Origin of the sequence: Aquincola tertiaricarbonis (assembly GCF_023573145.1) — a bacterium.
Classification (GTDB): domain Bacteria; phylum Pseudomonadota; class Gammaproteobacteria; order Burkholderiales; family Burkholderiaceae_C; genus Aquincola; species Aquincola tertiaricarbonis_B.
On sequence record NZ_CP097636.1, the window covers coordinates 3,110,502 to 3,124,650 of the forward strand.

The following is a 14,149-nucleotide window of genomic DNA, read 5'->3' on the forward strand; positions in this document are numbered from 1 at the left end:
ACGGCGCGATCGATGATTCTAGAGGGCAGCCCGCAGGCTGCCCCGGGCGCTACTTGATGCGCTTGAGCGAGGGACGTGCACCACCGCCGCTGGGCGGCTCGGGCGGCTCTTCGCCGGGGGGCGTGCCGTCACCTTCCGATTCGGCCGCCAGCCGCAGGCCGCGCGGGCCGGCGGGCGCCGCAGCCGGTGCGGGCGCGGCGGCACCGGCCTGCTCGGGGGCGGGCGCGGCGGTCTCGTCGCTCACCGGACCAGCCGTGCTCTCGGTCGGCATCGGGAAGGCCATGCCCTGCCCGTTTTCACGTGCATAGATGGCCACCACGTGGTCGATGGGCACCACGATGTCCCGCGGCTGGCCGCCGAAGCGGGCGCGAAACTCGATGAACTCGTTGCCCAGCTTCAGCCCGCTGGTCGCCTCGAAGCCCACGTTCAGAACGATCTCGTTGTTCTTCACGTACTCCATCGGCACCTGCACGCTGCGGTCGACGAAGACCGCGACGTAAGGCGTGAAGCCGTTGTCGGTGCACCAGTCGTGCAGCGCACGGATGAGGTAAGGGCGAGTGGAAGTGCCCTGCCCTTCCGGAGCGATCGGCGACGTCATGCCAGCTTACTTGCGCATCACTTTTTCGGACGGCGTCAGCGCCTCGATGTAGGCCGGGCGCGAGAAGATGCGTTCGGCGTACTTCAGCAGCGGCAGCGCGTTCTTCGACAGCTCGATGCCGTAGTAGTCCAGGCGCCACAGCAGCGGCGCGATGGCCACGTCCAGCATCGAGAAGTCGTCGCCCAGCATGTACTTGTTCTTCTGGAAGATGGGCGCCAGCTGCGTCAGGCGGTCGCGGATCTGCGCGCGGGCCTTTTCCAGCTGCTTCTCGGTGGCCTTGACGCCACGGCTTTCCAGCAGGTTCACGTTGGCGAACAGCTCCTTCTCGAAGTTGAGCAGGAACAGGCGCACGCGGGCGCGTGCCACGGGGTCGCCGGGCATCAGCTGCGGATGCGGGAAGCGCTCGTCGATGTACTCGTTGATGATGTGCGACTCATACAGGATGAGGTCGCGCTCGACGAGGATGGGCACCTCGTTGTACGGATTCATCAACGCGATGTCCTCGGGCTTCGCGAACAGATCCACGTCGCGGATCTCGAAGTCCATGCCCTTTTCGAACAGCACGAAGCGGCAGCGGTGCGAGTAAGGATCGGTGGTTCCGGAGTAAAGCACCATCATGGCAGCGGGCCCCTTCTTCTAACAATTCGAACAGCGAGCATCAAAGCTCAGAAAACACGAAGCGCAGTGGGCCCGAGAGCACCACTGCGCCGACGACCCTGGCCGATCGCGGCCCCGGGTCACCAGACGACTACTTGATGTCTTTCCAGTAGGCGGCGTTCAGGCGCCAGGCGATGACGGTGAACAGGCCCAGGAAGATCAACACCCACACGCCCAGGCGGACGCGGAAGTTCTGCTGCGGCTCACCCATCCACTGCATGTAGGCCACCAGATCGGCCACCGCGCCGTCGAACTCGGTGGGCGACATGGTGCCGGGGGTGAGCTGCTGGAAGCCCTTGAACACATGCACGGTCTTGCTGTGGTCATGCGGATCCTGGCGCTCCTCGAACTGGGCAGCGCGCTGACCCTGCAGCTCCCACAGCGGGTTGGGCATGCCGACGTTGGGGAAGGCGATGTTGTTCCAGCCGGTGGCCTTGGTCTCGTCGCGGTAGTAGGTGCGCAGGTAGGTGTAGAGGTAGTCTGCACCACTGCCGGCGCCGCTGGCGCGCGAGCGGGCGATCACGGTCAAGTCGGGCGGGGTGGCGCCGAACCACTCCTTGGCCTGCTTCGGATCGATCGACGCCTTCATCATGTCGCCGACGTTCTTGGTCGGGAAGGCGAGGTTGCTCTTGATCTGCTCGTCGGTCAGGCCGATGTCGCGCAGCCGGTTGTAGCGCATGAACGAGGCCGAGTGGCAGTTCAGGCAGTAGTTGACGAACAGCTTGGCCCCGTTCTGCAGGGCGGCGACGTCGGTCATGCGCTCGGTCGGGAAGCGGTCAAGGGGCGCACCCTCGCTCGCGGCCTGTGCACCGCCCGACAGCACGGCCAGCGAGGCCAGCAGGGACAGAAGAATCTTTTTCATGGTGTCTCGGTACTCCGGCGGCGTCAGTGGGCGTTGAAGACCACGCGGTCAGGCACCGGCTTGAACGTGCCGATCTGGCTCCACCAGGGCATCAGCAGGAAGAAGCCGAAATAGAACAGCGTACCGATCTGCGACACGATGGTGCCGGCGGTCGACGGCGGCTGGATGCCCAGGTAGCCGAGCACGAAGAAGAACACCACGAACACGCCGTACAGGTACTTGTGCCAGTTCGGGCGGTAGCGGATCGACTTGACCGGGCTGTGGTCCAGCCAGGGCAGGAAGAACAGGATGATCACGGCGCCGCCCATCACCACCACGCCCCAGAACTTGGCGTCGAAGGTCTTGAGCAGCACGATGGCCACTGCCGCGGCGATGACCACGCCCACCTTGGTGACGATACCGGCGCGCAGCTTGATGAACGACAGCAGCGCCGCCACGCCGATGATGACCGACAGCACGTTGACGAGGTCGTCCGTGGTGGCGCGCAGCATCGAGTAGAACGGCGTGAAGTACCACACCGGCGCGATGTGCGGCGGGGTCTTCAGCGGGTCGGCAGGGATGAAGTTGTTGTACTCCAGGAAGTAGCCGCCCAGTTCCGGCGCGAAGAAGATGATCGCGCTGAAGATCATCAGGAACACGCTCACGCCCAGGATGTCGTGCACCGTGTAGTACGGATGGAAGGGGATGCCGTCCAGCGGGCGACCCTGCGCGTCCTTCTTGGCCTTGATCTCGACGCCGTCAGGGTTGTTGGAGCCCACTTCGTGCAGCGCGATGATGTGCGCCACCACCAGGCCCAGCAGCACCAGCGGCACCGCGATGACGTGGAAGCTGAAGAAGCGGTTCAGCGTGGCGTCGCTCACCACGTAGTCGCCACGGATCAGGAGCGCCAGGTCAGGACCGACGAAGGGCACGGCCGCGAACAGGTTCACGATCACCTGCGCGCCCCAGTAGCTCATCTGGCCCCACGGCAGCAGGTAGCCCATGAAGGCCTCGGCCATCAGGCACAGGAAGATCGCGCAGCCGAAGATCCAGACCAGCTCACGCGGCTTGCGGTAGCTGCCGTACAGCAGGCCGCGGAACATGTGCAGGTACACCACCACGAAGAACGCCGAGGCGCCGGTGGAGTGCATGTAGCGCACCAGCCAGCCCCAGGGCACATCGCGCATGATGTACTCGACCGAGGCGAACGCCAGGTTGGCGTCCGGCTTGTAGTGCATCACCAGGAAGATGCCGGTGACGATCTGGATCACGAGCACCAGCAGCGCCAGTGAACCGAAGAAGTACCAGAAGTTGAAGTTCTTGGGCGCGTAGTACTCGGACAGGTGCTCCTTGTACAACTTGCTGGCTGGGAACCGGTTGTCGACCCAGGTCAGCAGTTGCTGCGGGAGGGACGCGCCGGCCGGGGCTTGCTTGAATTCCGCCATGTGTTGTGCCTCGCGATGTTCGGAGTGTCAGGCCTTCTTTTCCTCGCCGATCAGCAGGCGCGTATCGGACAGGTACATGTGCGGCGGCACCTCGAGGTTGTCCGGCGCAGGCTTGTTCTTGAACACCCGGCCCGCCATGTCGAAGGTGGAGCCGTGGCACGGGCAGAGGAAGCCACCTTGCCAGTCGTCGGGCAGCGAAGGCTGGGCGCCGGCCGCGAACTTGTCGGTCGGCGAGCAGCCCAGGTGCGTGCAGATGCCCACGACCACCAGGAACTCCGGCTTGATCGAACGCCACTCGTTGCGGCAGCTCTCCATCGGGGTGATCTCGTCGGGCTTGCGCTCCGACTTGGGGTCGGCCAGCTGCGGGTCGAGCTTCTTCAGAGCCTCGACCTGCTCGGTGGTGCGGCGCACCACCCACACCGGCTTGCCGCGCCACTCGACGGTGACCTTCTCACCAGGCTGCAGACCCCCGATGTCCACTTCGACAGGGGCGCCAGCGGCTTTCGCACGTTCGGACGGGGTGAACGTCGAAACAAACGGCACAGCCACGGCAATGCCGCCCACCGCACCCGCACATCCGGATGCGACGAGCCACGTGCGTTTGGCTTTGTCGACTTGGTGGTCACTCATGAGGTCCTCTGGTGGCAATCGCTGGAAGACGCGACAAGAAACACACACGCGGGGTTTCCGTCAGGGGCAACCAAGGATTCTAACGGACCGCGTCAACATCTAACGACATAACGGTGCGTGTTTGCCGCGCGTCATACTCCGGGCGCACCGGGAAGAGGCCCGGTTACACCAAAACAGGCACAGGAGCGTGCAGGATGAGTTTCGTCAGCGAGTTCAAGGCGTTTGCAGTCAAGGGCAACGTGGTCGATCTGGCCGTGGGGGTGATCATCGGGGCGGCGTTCGGCAAGATCGTCGACTCACTGGTCAAGGACATCATCATGCCGCTGGTCGGCCGGGTGGTCGGCGGGCTCGACTTCTCGAACTACTTCCTGATGCTGTCCAGCCCGCCGGCCGGCTACAGCGGGCCCATGACCTACGAGGCGCTGACCAAGGCCGGCGTGCCGCTGCTGGCCTACGGCAACTTCATCACCGTGGCGCTGAATTTCCTGATCCTGGCCTTCGTCATCTTCGTGATGGTCAAGCAGATCAACCGCCTGCGCCTGGCGGAACCGGCACCGGCCGCGCCGGCGCCCGAGCCCGAGGACGTGAAGCTGCTGCGCGAGATCCGCGACGCGCTCAAGCGTTGAGCTGCCGCACCGCCGAGGTGCTGAATTTGTGCCCATACTTGCCGATAACCGGGCCTTGAGGCAGGCGCCGCCCCGCGGCGGCCCGCGCCTCACTCCACCTCGGCCGCCGTGCGCATCATGAATTCGCCGTTACCGCGCCCCGAAGCCGCGCTCCAGGCAGCGGCGCTTCGCATCAAACACGCTGCACGCGAGGCGGCGCAGCGCTGCGTGGACAGCCTCGGCCTGGCCGCGCTGTCCAGCCTGCGCATTCACGAGCGCGACGACTTTCTGGCGGCGCAGTTCGAGCTGAACCGCAAGCAGGCCGCCTTCGGCCACGCCTTCAACGACACCCTCGACCAGCAGGTGGCGCGCGAGACCGCGCCCCGGCGCGAGGGCCCGCGCACCTCGGCTGCCACGCCCTGGGAAGCGCTGAGTCTGGTCGACGACCACGAAGTGGAGGCCGGCATCGAGGCCGACCGCTTCGGCCTGGCCATCCAGCACGCCTGCGAATGGGAGCTGCGCGAGCTGGACGCCTACGTGGGCTCGCTGCTGCGCATCGGCCGGCCCGACCACGAACGCAACCCGCTGCGCCCCGAACTGGTGGGCAAGGCGCTGCTGGCCGGCGTGGAAGCGGTGTCGGAACGACCCGAGGTGCGCAAGCTGCTGGGCATCGAGCTGGGCCGCAGCCTGGCCGACCTGATGCCCAAGGTGTACACCGACATCGTGCAGTCGCTGCGCGACAGCGGCGTGCAGCCGGTGAGCCTGGCGGTGCGCGGCACCCAGGGCCCGGGCCACGACCTGGGTTTCAACACCTCGGGCTACGACGGCTTGTCCAGCCGCGGCGGCACGCTGGCCGATGAGGCCGCGGCTGCCCAGCGGCCTGTGCCGGGTTGGGCCGGCGGCCACCCCGGGCCCGCCGCCCGCGCGAGCGGGCCGGGCCCCGGCGCCGCTGCGCGCCACGCCGGCGGCGGCACCCCCTTCGGCCACGTCGATGCGCCGATGATGTCGCTGATCCGCCAGCTGGCCACGCCGGGCGGTGGTGGGGGCGGTTTCGGTGGCAGCGGCGGCGGTGGTGGTGGCGCTGTTGTGCCGGCGGGCATCGGCGCCGGTTCCGGGTTCGGTGCCGGCTTCGGACCTTCCGGCGACGGCCCGCTGCCCAACCTGATCTACGCCCACCGGGAGGCGCTGCGCCAGGCGGCCACCGGCCGGCTCGACCACATGGTGATCGACGTCGTCGGCAGCCTGTTTGAGCAGATCCTGTCCGACCCCAAGGTGCCGCCGCAGATGGCGCGCCAGATCGCGCGGCTGCAGCTGCCGGTGCTGCGGGTGGCGCTGGGCGACCCGAGCTTCTTCTCGTCACGCCGCCACCCGGTACGCCGCTTCGTCAACCGCATCGCTTCGCTGGCCTGCGCCTTCGAAGACTTCGGCAGCGGCCCCGGCCAGCAGTTCCTCGGCCATGTGCGGGCGCTGGTGCAGGACATCGTCGACGGCGACTTCGACCAGATGGAGGTGTACGAGCACAAGCTCGGCGCTCTCGAAGCCTTCATCGCCGCGCAGGCACGCGACGAGGTGCAGGAACAAGGCAGCAACGCCCCGCAACTGGTCGAAGCCAAGGAGCAGGACCTGCGGGTGCAGCAGCAGTACATGCGGCAGCTGCAGGCGGCGCTGGCGCCGGTGGAGATGCCGGCCTTCCTGCGCGGCTTCCTGGCCCAGGTGTGGAGCCAGGCGCTGGTGCTGGCGGCGCGCCGGGGCGGCGAGGCGGGTGAACTCTCGCAGCGGCTCAAGCGTGCCGCGCGCGACGTGGTGATTAGCGTGCAGCCCAAGGGCACGCCCACCGACCGCAAGAACTTCCTGATGACGCTGCCGCAGCTGATGAAGGACCTGAACCACGGCCTGGCCATCATCGGCTGGCCGGATGCGGCGCAGAAGGCCTTCTTCTCCGAGCTGCTGCCAGCGCATGCCGATTCGCTGAAGGGCCAGTCGCTGCGGCCGCTGGACTTCAACCTGATGGTCAAGCAGCTGGACGCGGTGTTCGCGATGCCGCTGCCCCGCGTGGCCGAGGGCAGCGCGCTGCCGGTGCTGAAGGACGCGGTGGACCAGGTGCACTTCAGCGACGACGAGGCCGCGCAGATCGGCCTGGTGAAGGAAGAGTCGGTGAACTGGCAGCGCCAGGTGGACATCGACCTCAACCTCGAGCCCGAGCTCACCGCGGTGGACATCCGGCTGGACGGCCTGCCACCGCCCGAGCCGGTGGAGCCCAGCCGCGGTGCCTCGCTGGCCGACCATGTGCAACTGGGCTTCGCCTACCAGATGCTGGTGGACGACCAGTGGCAGAAGGTCAAGCTGAACTATGTGAGCCCGGGGCGCGCGTTCTTCGTGTTCATCAGCGGCAGCAAGCACCAGAAGACAGTGTCGCTCACCTCCCGCATGCTGCACCGGCTGTGCGAGGCGGGGCGCTTCCGGGCCTTCGAGAACGCCTTCCTGATCGAGCGGGCCACCGCCCGTGCGCGCAAGCAGCTGGCGGCCCTGCGGCCTTCAGGCGCCGCTCCCGCACGCCACTAGCCCGCCCCTGCCCCGCTGAGCAGGCGCGCCATGCGCGCCGCCGTCACCAGACTGGCCGGGTCGGCAATGCCCTGGCCCGCGATGTCGAAGGCGGTGCCGTGGTCAGGGCTGGTGCGCACGAAAGGCAGGCCCAGCGTCACGTTCACGCCGTCTTCCACGCCCAGGTACTTCACCGGAATCAGGCCATGGTCGTGCGTCATCGCCACCACCAGGTCGAAGGCGCCGCGGCGGGCGCGCATGAACACCGTGTCGGGCGGAAACGGCCCTTGCGCGTCGATGCCTTCGGCCCGCGCCGCCTCGATCGCCGGGCCGATGAAGCGCAGCTCCTCGTCGCCGAAGAGCCCGCCCTCCCCCGCATGCGGATTGAGCCCGGCCACCGCGATGCGCGGCGCGGGCTGGCCCCAGCGCGCCGCCGCCTGGTGGGCGATGCGCAGCGTGGACAGCACGGCATCGAAATCGAGCAGTTCCAGCGCCCGCCGCAGCGACACATGGATGGTGACCAGCACCACCTTCAGCTCGGGGTTGGCCAGCATCATGCGCACCGGCGGCAACTGCCCGTCGGCGCCGGTGGCCAGCCACTGCAGCATCTCGGTATGGCCCGGGAACGGAACACCCGCGGCGCTCAGCGCCTCTTTGTGGATGGGCGCGGTGACCACCGCCCGGCCCTCGCCGGCCTGCACCAGGCGCACCGCCTGGGTGATCCAGCGGGCGGCGGCGGCACCGGCGCGGCCGTCGACGCGGCCCCAGGGCAGCTCGGCCAGCGCCGCGTCTTCGCCCCCCAGCAGCACCGGCAGGCAGCCGGGCGGGCAGGCCGTCAGGTCGGCCGGCGATTCGAGCAGCGCCAGGGGCGCCTCCCGGCCCAGCGCGCGCAGGCCGCGACGCACCACGCCCGGGTCGCCCACCACCACCGCATCGGGCAGCTCACCCCGCAACCAGGCACCCGCCACGATCTCGGGGCCGATGCCACAAGGGTCACCGAGTGTGATCAGCAGCGGCGGCGTGGAAGGCACATGGCGTGATGACATGGCGGCATTGTCCGCGCACCGCTGCGGATACGCCTGCTGACGCCTGCATCGAACCGTCACCGGTGGCGCAACAACATTTCACGCAAAGCCCGGCACCTTCTTCACGCGGCCCTTCCAACATGGTTCCACGCTGGCAACCGCCGGCACTTGAAGAGGACAAGCATTCATGACGAACTCGAAGAACCGCACCCGCGTTGCCATCGCCGCCGCCCTGCTGGCCGCCAGCGCCGTGCCCGCGATGGCCGAGGGTCTGTACGTCGGCGGCTCCATCGCCAAGCCCGACTGGCGCGGTGACAACATCAACGGCGTGTCCGGCGACTCGTCGGGCACCGGCCTGAAGCTGTACGGCGGCTACCAGTTCAACCCCAACTTCGCACTGGAAGGCAGCGCCTTCCGCCTGGGCAAGTTGAGCGGCAACGGCGGTGACGCCAAGGCCGACGGTGTGGCGCTGGACGCGGTGGGCATGCTGCCCTTTGCCACCGACTGGACGGCACTGGCCAAGCTGGGCGTGGCCAGCGTGAAGACCCGCGCCGGCGGCGACAGCGACCGCAGCACCATCCCGAAGTTCGGCCTGGGCGTGCAGTACAACCTGTCCAAGACCATGGCCATCCGCGGCGAATGGGAACGCTATCGCCTGGACGCCTTCGACCAGAAGAGCAACACCGACCAGTACTCGATCGGCCTGAACGTCTCGTTCTAAGCTGGATTCGATATATCGATGAACCTGTGCTGCAGGCCGTAGGTCTGCGCCAGGTGCTCGGCCACCGCGGGCGCGCCATAGCGCTCGGTGGCATGGTGGCCGCAGGCCAGGAAAGCCGCGCCCGTCTCGCGGGCGATGTGGGCCTGCGGCTCCGAGATCTCGCCGGTGATGAAGGCATCGGCCCCCGCGGCGATCGCCGCCTCGAAGTAGCCCTGCGCCCCGCCGGTGCACCAGGCCACGCGCCGCAGCGGCCGGCCATCGCCGGGCAGCAGCACCGGCGCGCGGCCCAGCGCCGCCTCCACCCGCAGCGCCAGCGCCTGTGCGCTGTCCAGGCCGCTGGCCTGGCCGATGAAGCCCAGCTCCTGCTCGCCGAAGCGCGCATCGGCCACCAGCCCCAGCTGCCGGCCCAGCTGCGCGTTGTTGCCGAGGTCGGCATGCGCGTCCAGCGGCAGGTGGTAGGCGAACAGGTTGATGCCATGGGCCATCAGCAGTTGCACCCGCGCCTTCAGCCAGCCGGTCAGCCGGCCGTCCTGGCCGCGCCAGAACAGGCCGTGGTGCACCAGGATCGTGTCGGCCCCGTCGGCAATGGCCGCCTCGATCAGCGCCCGGCTGGCGGTGACGCCGGAGACGATGCGGTGCACCTCGGCGCCGCCCTCGACCTGCAGACCGTTCGGCCCATAATCCTTGAAGCGGTCCACGGCCAACAAACGGCCCAGATAGGCTTCGACCTCATTGCGCTGGACCATCTCTCGCCTTCTTTCCTGTTGCATGCGTAGAACCTGGCTCATTTTCTCGCAGGCGGTCACGGTGGCCCTGGCCGTGCTGTTCGTGGTGGCGACGCTCAAGCCCGACTGGCTGTCTCGCCGCGCCGGGCAGACGCTGCTGCCCGAGATCGTCTCCATCGTCAGCGCGCCCGTGGCGTCTGCCCTGCCGGCCAGCGCGCCGATGGCGGGCTACAGCACCGCGGCGCGCAAGGCCTCGCCGTCGGTGGTCAGCGTCACCGCGATGCGCGCGCCGCAGCGCAACCCGCATGCCGAAGACCCCTGGTTCCGCTTCTTCTTCCGCGAGGGCAACGGCGCCCAGCGCCAGGAACCGCAGCGCGGCCTCGGTTCGGGCGTCATCGTGTCGCCCGAAGGCTACCTGCTGACCAACAACCACGTGATCGACGGCGCCAGCGAGATCGAGGTGCAGCTGGCCGACGGCCGCCAGGCCTCGGCCCAGGTGATCGGCGCCGACCCCGAGACCGACGTGGCGGTGCTGAAGGTCTCGCTGGACAAGCTGCCCGCCATCACCTTCGGCCGCTCGGAAGAGCTGCAGGTGGGCGACATCGTGCTGGCCATCGGAAACCCGTTCGCGGTGGGGCAGACGGTCACCTCCGGCATCGTCAGCGCGCTGGGCCGCAGCCGGCTGGGCATCAACACCTTCGAGAACTTCATCCAGACCGACGCGGCCATCAACCCCGGCAACTCGGGCGGCGCGCTGGTGGACGTGAACGGCAACCTGGTGGGCATCAACACCGCCATCTTCTCGCGCAGCGGCGGCAGCCTGGGCATCGGCTTCGCCATTCCGGCGGACTCGGCCCGGCAGGTGATGGAAAGCCTGATCCGCGACGGCAGCGTGACCCGCGGCTGGATCGGCGTGGAGCCGCGCGACCTGACGCCGGAGATTGCCGAGACCTTCCAGCTGCCGGTGACCGAGGGCGTGCTGATCACCGGCGTACTGCAGGACGGCCCGGCCAGCCAGGGCGGCATCCGCCCCGGCGACGTGGTGACGCGGGTGGACGGCCAGGCCGTCACCAACACCCAGCAGCTGCTGGGCGCGGTGGCCGCGCTGAAGCCCGACACCCGCGTGGCCATCGGCGTGCAGCGCGGCAAGCAGGCGGTGGACGTGACGGTGAAGATCGCGCAGCGGCCTCGGGCGCAGCCGGCGCGCTGAGCCCGATCAGCTGGCGCTGGTGTTGCTCTCGGCCTCGCTGTCCGGGGCCTGCGTGTGCTTGATGAAGAGCTGCGCCGCCCAGATGCCCACCTCGTACAGCAGGCACATCGGCACCGCCAGCGCCAGTTGCGACACCACGTCGGGCGGCGTGATCACCGCGGCAATGATGAAGGCCAGCACGATGAAGTAGCCGCGGAAGGACTTCAGCTTCTCGATGCTGACCAGGCCCATGCGCGCCAGCACGATGACCACGATCGGCACCTCGAACGCGGCGCCGAAGGCGATGAACATCGTCAGCACGAAGCTCAGGTAGGCCTCGATGTCAGGCGCGGCGGTGATGCTCTTGGGCGCAAAGCTCTGGATGAACTTGAACACCTGGCCGAACACGAAGAAGTAGCAGAACGCCACCCCCACGAAGAACAGCAGCGTGCTCGAGACCACCAGCGGCAGCACCAGCTTCTTCTCGTGCGAGTACAGGCCCGGCGCCACGAAGGCCCAGACCTGCCACAGCACCACTGGCAAGGCGATCAGGAAGGCCGCCATCAGCGTGATCTTGAGCGGCACCACGAAAGGTGAGATCACGTTGGTGGCGATCAGCGTGGCGCCGGCCGGCAGCGTGTGCACCAGCGGCGCGGCCAGCAGGTCGTAGAGACCGCCGGGACCGGGCCACAGGCACAGGCCGCCGAACACCACGCCCACGGCGATCAGCGCCCGGATCAGGCGGTCGCGCAGCTCGACCAGGTGCGAAACGAAGGGCTGCTCGGTGCCTTCGAGTTCGTCTTTCTCTTGGGCACTCATGACCAGCGCTTCGGCCGGTGACGGGCCACCCGCGCGGCGCCCGACTGCGCCTTGGTGCGGATGCCGGCTTGCTGCTTGTACCAATGCGGAATGGCGCCCCGCTTCAGGCGCCACTTCTTGCCCGGATGCCGGTACTCGGGCACCGGGGTGCTGAGCGAATCGGTGCCCACCGCGGGCGCCAGGCCGGCGGTGGCCGCATCGTCCCAGTCGCGCTGCAGGTCGGTGGTGTGCTGGTTGAACTCGCTGTGCACCGTCTGCTCGACGTTGCGCGCCGCGTCCTCGAACTGCGTCTTCATCTTCTTCAGCTCATCGAGCTCGATGGACCGGTTGACCTCGGCCTTGACCTCTGCCACGTAGCGCTGCGCCTTGCCGACGAAGTGGCCCACGGTGCGGGCCACCTTCGGCAGGCGCTCAGGGCCGATGACGATGAGCGCCACCGCCCCGATCAGCGCGATCTTGTCGAAACCGAAATCGATCATCCGACGCTCATGCAGGCAACTTCATCAGGACGCGACGAGGCTCAGGACTTGCGCTTGGCTTCGACGTCGACCGTCTGCGCGTCGGCGGCGGCGCGCTGGGCAGCGGTGACCTGCTGCGGCGGCACGTCGGCTTCACCGACGCCTTCGGAGCCACCGCGCACGCCGTCCTTGAATCCCTTGACCGCACCACCGAGGTCGGAGCCGATGTTCTTCAGCTTCTTGGTGCCGAAGATCAGCACCACCACGAGCAACACGATCAGCCAATGCCAGATGCTGAACGAACCCATATCAATCTCCTTCGAGGGAATCCGACGATTCTAGGGGGGCGAAATGACAGCTTCGCCGTGGGGGGCTCAGCCCTTGTTCCATGGGCGGGGACCGCCCATGACATGCAGGTGCAGATGGGGCACTTCCTGGCCGCCATCGGCACCGGTGTTGACGACGTGGCGGTAGCCGTTGGTCACACCCAGTTCGCGCATCAGCCGCGTGCTCAGCACCATCATCTTGCCCAGCAGGGCCTGGTGCGCTTCGGTCACCTCCTGCATCGAGCCGATGTGCTCGCGCGGCACGATGAGGATGTGCACCGGCGCCCAGGGCGCGATGTCGTGGAAGGCGATGAGCTCATCGTCTTCGTAGACCTTGCGCGCAGGAATCTGGCCGGCGGCGATCTTGCAGAAGATGCAGTTGGGGTCGGTGTGCATGGGCAGGGGCGTGTGGGGTCAGGGCATCGGCCGGCCGTCGTTCAGGCTGAGCCAGCCGCGCACCACGCGGTAGAGGAACCAGATGGAGATGACGCCCCAGGCGATCCACCCGGGCACGAAGAACAGCAGCCACAGCGGCGCGGTGACCAGGTACAGGCCGGCCGCCCACACGACGCTGCGGATGCGCCAGCTGAAGTGGGACTCCTGCCAGGTGCCGTCGGCATCGCTGCGCTTGACCAGGTCGAGGATGAAGGCCGCCACCAGCAGCAGCACCGTCGGCTGGAAGGCCGGCAGCACCGCACCCACCGCGACGATGGCATGCAGCGCGTAGCTGATGTGCCCGATGGTGCGCAGCGACTGTTCGCGCTGCGAGCCGGGGGTGACGTCGACGATGGGGTTCACGGCGGTCCTTCGCGGGTGATGGGCAGGCCAGCGGGCTAGTCGCCCTGGTGCTCGCGCTGCTTCACCTTGCGCAGCGCGAACTCTTCCAGACCTGAGAGCCCTTCGCGGCGCTCAAGTTCAGCGAGCACGTCGGCCGGCTTCAGGTCGAAGGCCGCCAGCGCCACCAGGCTGTGGAACCACAGGTCGGCCACCTCGTAGACGATCTTGCTGCGGTCGCCATCCTTGGCGGCCATCACCGTCTCGGTGGCTTCCTCGCCGATCTTCTTCAAGATGGCGTCGGTGCCCTTGTGGAACAGCCGGGCGACGTAGCTGCTGTCGGGGTCGGCGCCCTTGCGCGATTCGATGACCTCGCCCAGCCGGGCCAGCGTGTCGTTGCCACTCATTTGTAGATGCTTTCGGGGTCTTTCAAGACCGGGTCGACGGTGTGCCAGGCGCCGTTCTCGTAGCGCTGGAAGAAGCAGGAATGGCGCCCGGTGTGGCAGGCGATGCCGGGCTCGTGGCCCAGCTGGGTCACTTCCAGCAGCAGCACGTCGGCGTCGCAGTCCAGGCGCATCGCGTGCACCTTCTGGATGTGGCCGGACTCTTCGCCCTTGTGCCACAGCCGCTGGCGCGAGCGACTCCAGTACACCGCCTCGCCCAGCTCGGCGGTGCGGGCCAGGGCCTCGCGGTTCATGAAGGCGAACATCAGCACGTCCTTGCTGCCGCGTTCCTGGGCGATGACGGGCACCAGCCCGTCGCGGTCCCACTTGATGCTGTCGAGCCAATCCATGG

18 protein-coding genes are annotated in these 14,149 nt (G+C 67.9%); 4 read left to right on the plus strand and 14 right to left on the minus strand.

The genetic code is table 11. The features are described from left to right. Positions 1 to 49 precede the first annotated feature (49 nt). From MW290_RS28685 to petA, 5 genes are all read right to left on the minus strand, one after another. Complete coding sequence (locus MW290_RS28685) at positions 50 to 598, minus strand: ClpXP protease specificity-enhancing factor (RefSeq protein WP_250197760.1); 549 nt, start codon at positions 596 to 598, stop codon at positions 50 to 52. A 6-nt stretch (positions 599 to 604) separates the two neighbouring features. Further along, positions 605 to 1,216, minus strand: a complete 612-nt coding sequence (locus MW290_RS28690; RefSeq protein WP_250197761.1) for a glutathione S-transferase N-terminal domain-containing protein — start codon at positions 1,214 to 1,216, stop codon at positions 605 to 607. A gap of 130 nt (positions 1,217 to 1,346) precedes the next feature. Next, positions 1,347 to 2,117, minus strand: a complete 771-nt coding sequence (locus MW290_RS28695) for a cytochrome c1 (protein WP_250197762.1) — start codon at positions 2,115 to 2,117, stop codon at positions 1,347 to 1,349. Between the two features lie 23 nt (positions 2,118 to 2,140). Continuing rightward, on the minus strand, positions 2,141 to 3,541 hold the full coding sequence (locus tag MW290_RS28700) for a cytochrome b (RefSeq protein WP_250197763.1): 1,401 nt from the start codon (positions 3,539 to 3,541) through the stop codon (positions 2,141 to 2,143). 27 nt (positions 3,542 to 3,568) lie between these two features. Next, entirely contained in the window at positions 3,569 to 4,171 is a 603-nt protein-coding gene (gene petA / locus MW290_RS28705) for a ubiquinol-cytochrome c reductase iron-sulfur subunit (RefSeq protein WP_250197764.1), read from the minus strand. Between the two features lie 194 nt (positions 4,172 to 4,365). On the opposite strand from petA, the gene mscL reads away from it, so the two are divergent. Together mscL and MW290_RS28715 are read left to right on the plus strand one after the other, a co-directional pair. Next, complete coding sequence (gene mscL / locus MW290_RS28710) at positions 4,366 to 4,797, plus strand: large conductance mechanosensitive channel protein MscL (protein ID WP_250197765.1); 432 nt, start codon at positions 4,366 to 4,368, stop codon at positions 4,795 to 4,797. A gap of 117 nt (positions 4,798 to 4,914) precedes the next feature. Next, the gene (locus tag MW290_RS28715; RefSeq protein WP_250197766.1) at positions 4,915 to 7,338 is read left to right on the plus strand and encodes a DUF1631 family protein; all 2,424 of its coding nucleotides are present in this window, start codon (positions 4,915 to 4,917) and stop codon (positions 7,336 to 7,338) included. Here MW290_RS28715 and pdxA read toward each other — a convergent pair. Beyond that, positions 7,335 to 8,363 carry a 4-hydroxythreonine-4-phosphate dehydrogenase PdxA gene (pdxA, locus tag MW290_RS28720; RefSeq protein WP_250197767.1) on the minus strand — a complete coding sequence of 343 codons (1,029 nt, stop codon included), beginning with the start codon at positions 8,361 to 8,363 and terminating at the stop codon, positions 7,335 to 7,337. The two genes, MW290_RS28715 and pdxA, sit on opposite strands and share 4 nt — an antisense overlap. Before the next feature lie 166 nt (positions 8,364 to 8,529). Between pdxA and MW290_RS28725 the strand changes: the two genes are divergently transcribed. Beyond that, the gene (locus tag MW290_RS28725) at positions 8,530 to 9,063 is read left to right on the plus strand and encodes an outer membrane beta-barrel protein (RefSeq protein ID WP_250197768.1); all 534 of its coding nucleotides are present in this window, start codon (positions 8,530 to 8,532) and stop codon (positions 9,061 to 9,063) included. Here the strand turns inward: MW290_RS28725 and MW290_RS28730 are convergent. Then, positions 9,060 to 9,809, minus strand: coding sequence for a Nif3-like dinuclear metal center hexameric protein (locus tag MW290_RS28730; RefSeq protein WP_250197769.1), 750 nt, complete (start codon positions 9,807 to 9,809; stop codon positions 9,060 to 9,062). The two genes, MW290_RS28725 and MW290_RS28730, sit on opposite strands and share 4 nt — an antisense overlap. A 22-nt stretch (positions 9,810 to 9,831) precedes the next feature. On the opposite strand from MW290_RS28730, the gene MW290_RS28735 reads away from it, so the two are divergent. Continuing rightward, positions 9,832 to 10,998, plus strand: a complete 1,167-nt coding sequence (locus tag MW290_RS28735) for a S1C family serine protease (protein ID WP_250197770.1) — start codon at positions 9,832 to 9,834, stop codon at positions 10,996 to 10,998. Positions 10,999 to 11,004: 6 nt separating this feature from the next. On the opposite strand, the gene tatC is transcribed toward MW290_RS28735, so the two are convergent. The 7 genes from tatC to hisI form a co-directional block, all read right to left on the minus strand. Continuing rightward, the gene (gene tatC / locus MW290_RS28740; RefSeq protein WP_250197771.1) at positions 11,005 to 11,796 is read right to left on the minus strand and encodes a twin-arginine translocase subunit TatC; all 792 of its coding nucleotides are present in this window, start codon (positions 11,794 to 11,796) and stop codon (positions 11,005 to 11,007) included. Next, complete coding sequence (gene tatB, locus MW290_RS28745; protein WP_250197772.1) at positions 11,793 to 12,275, minus strand: Sec-independent protein translocase protein TatB; 483 nt, start codon at positions 12,273 to 12,275, stop codon at positions 11,793 to 11,795. The genes tatC and tatB overlap by 4 nt, the downstream gene beginning before the upstream one ends. A 41-nt stretch (positions 12,276 to 12,316) precedes the next feature. Continuing rightward, complete coding sequence (gene tatA / locus MW290_RS28750; RefSeq protein ID WP_250197773.1) at positions 12,317 to 12,562, minus strand: Sec-independent protein translocase subunit TatA; 246 nt, start codon at positions 12,560 to 12,562, stop codon at positions 12,317 to 12,319. 66 nt (positions 12,563 to 12,628) lie between these two features. Next, on the minus strand, positions 12,629 to 12,976 hold the full coding sequence (locus MW290_RS28755; RefSeq protein WP_250197774.1) for a histidine triad nucleotide-binding protein: 348 nt from the start codon (positions 12,974 to 12,976) through the stop codon (positions 12,629 to 12,631). Between the two features lie 18 nt (positions 12,977 to 12,994). Next, on the minus strand, positions 12,995 to 13,378 hold the full coding sequence (locus MW290_RS28760) for a DUF4870 family protein (protein ID WP_250197775.1): 384 nt from the start codon (positions 13,376 to 13,378) through the stop codon (positions 12,995 to 12,997). Positions 13,379 to 13,413: 35 nt separating this feature from the next. Beyond that, positions 13,414 to 13,761, minus strand: a complete 348-nt coding sequence (locus MW290_RS28765) for a phosphoribosyl-ATP diphosphatase (RefSeq protein ID WP_250197776.1) — start codon at positions 13,759 to 13,761, stop codon at positions 13,414 to 13,416. Continuing rightward, positions 13,758 to 14,147 carry a phosphoribosyl-AMP cyclohydrolase gene (gene hisI, locus MW290_RS28770; protein WP_250197777.1) on the minus strand — a complete coding sequence of 130 codons (390 nt, stop codon included), beginning with the start codon at positions 14,145 to 14,147 and terminating at the stop codon, positions 13,758 to 13,760. The genes MW290_RS28765 and hisI overlap by 4 nt, the downstream gene beginning before the upstream one ends. Positions 14,148 to 14,149 lie beyond the last annotated feature (2 nt).

What these genes read in the sequence shown, in the direction of transcription:
- MW290_RS28690 (WP_250197761.1), bottom strand. Translation starts at nt 1,216, where the DNA reads ATGATGGTGCTTTACTCCGGAACCACCGATCCTTACTCGCACCGCTGC.
- tatB (WP_250197772.1), bottom strand. Translation starts at nt 12,275, where the DNA reads ATGATCGATTTCGGTTTCGACAAGATCGCGCTGATCGGGGCGGTGGCG.
- MW290_RS28715 (WP_250197766.1), top strand. Translation starts at nt 4,915, where the DNA reads ATGAATTCGCCGTTACCGCGCCCCGAAGCCGCGCTCCAGGCAGCGGCG.
- mscL (WP_250197765.1), top strand. Translation starts at nt 4,366, where the DNA reads ATGAGTTTCGTCAGCGAGTTCAAGGCGTTTGCAGTCAAGGGCAACGTG.
- MW290_RS28730 (WP_250197769.1), bottom strand. Translation starts at nt 9,809, where the DNA reads ATGGTCCAGCGCAATGAGGTCGAAGCCTATCTGGGCCGTTTGTTGGCC.
- MW290_RS28755 (WP_250197774.1), bottom strand. Translation starts at nt 12,976, where the DNA reads ATGCACACCGACCCCAACTGCATCTTCTGCAAGATCGCCGCCGGCCAG.
- petA (WP_250197764.1), bottom strand. Translation starts at nt 4,171, where the DNA reads ATGAGTGACCACCAAGTCGACAAAGCCAAACGCACGTGGCTCGTCGCA.
- MW290_RS28700 (WP_250197763.1), bottom strand. Translation starts at nt 3,541, where the DNA reads ATGGCGGAATTCAAGCAAGCCCCGGCCGGCGCGTCCCTCCCGCAGCAA.
- MW290_RS28695 (WP_250197762.1), bottom strand. Translation starts at nt 2,117, where the DNA reads ATGAAAAAGATTCTTCTGTCCCTGCTGGCCTCGCTGGCCGTGCTGTCG.
- MW290_RS28765 (WP_250197776.1), bottom strand. Translation starts at nt 13,761, where the DNA reads ATGAGTGGCAACGACACGCTGGCCCGGCTGGGCGAGGTCATCGAATCG.
- hisI (WP_250197777.1), bottom strand. Translation starts at nt 14,147, where the DNA reads ATGGATTGGCTCGACAGCATCAAGTGGGACCGCGACGGGCTGGTGCCC.
- tatC (WP_250197771.1), bottom strand. Translation starts at nt 11,796, where the DNA reads ATGAGTGCCCAAGAGAAAGACGAACTCGAAGGCACCGAGCAGCCCTTC.
- pdxA (WP_250197767.1), bottom strand. Translation starts at nt 8,363, where the DNA reads ATGTCATCACGCCATGTGCCTTCCACGCCGCCGCTGCTGATCACACTC.
- MW290_RS28735 (WP_250197770.1), top strand. Translation starts at nt 9,832, where the DNA reads ATGCGTAGAACCTGGCTCATTTTCTCGCAGGCGGTCACGGTGGCCCTG.
- tatA (WP_250197773.1), bottom strand. Translation starts at nt 12,562, where the DNA reads ATGGGTTCGTTCAGCATCTGGCATTGGCTGATCGTGTTGCTCGTGGTG.
- MW290_RS28725 (WP_250197768.1), top strand. Translation starts at nt 8,530, where the DNA reads ATGACGAACTCGAAGAACCGCACCCGCGTTGCCATCGCCGCCGCCCTG.
- MW290_RS28685 (WP_250197760.1), bottom strand. Translation starts at nt 598, where the DNA reads ATGACGTCGCCGATCGCTCCGGAAGGGCAGGGCACTTCCACTCGCCCT.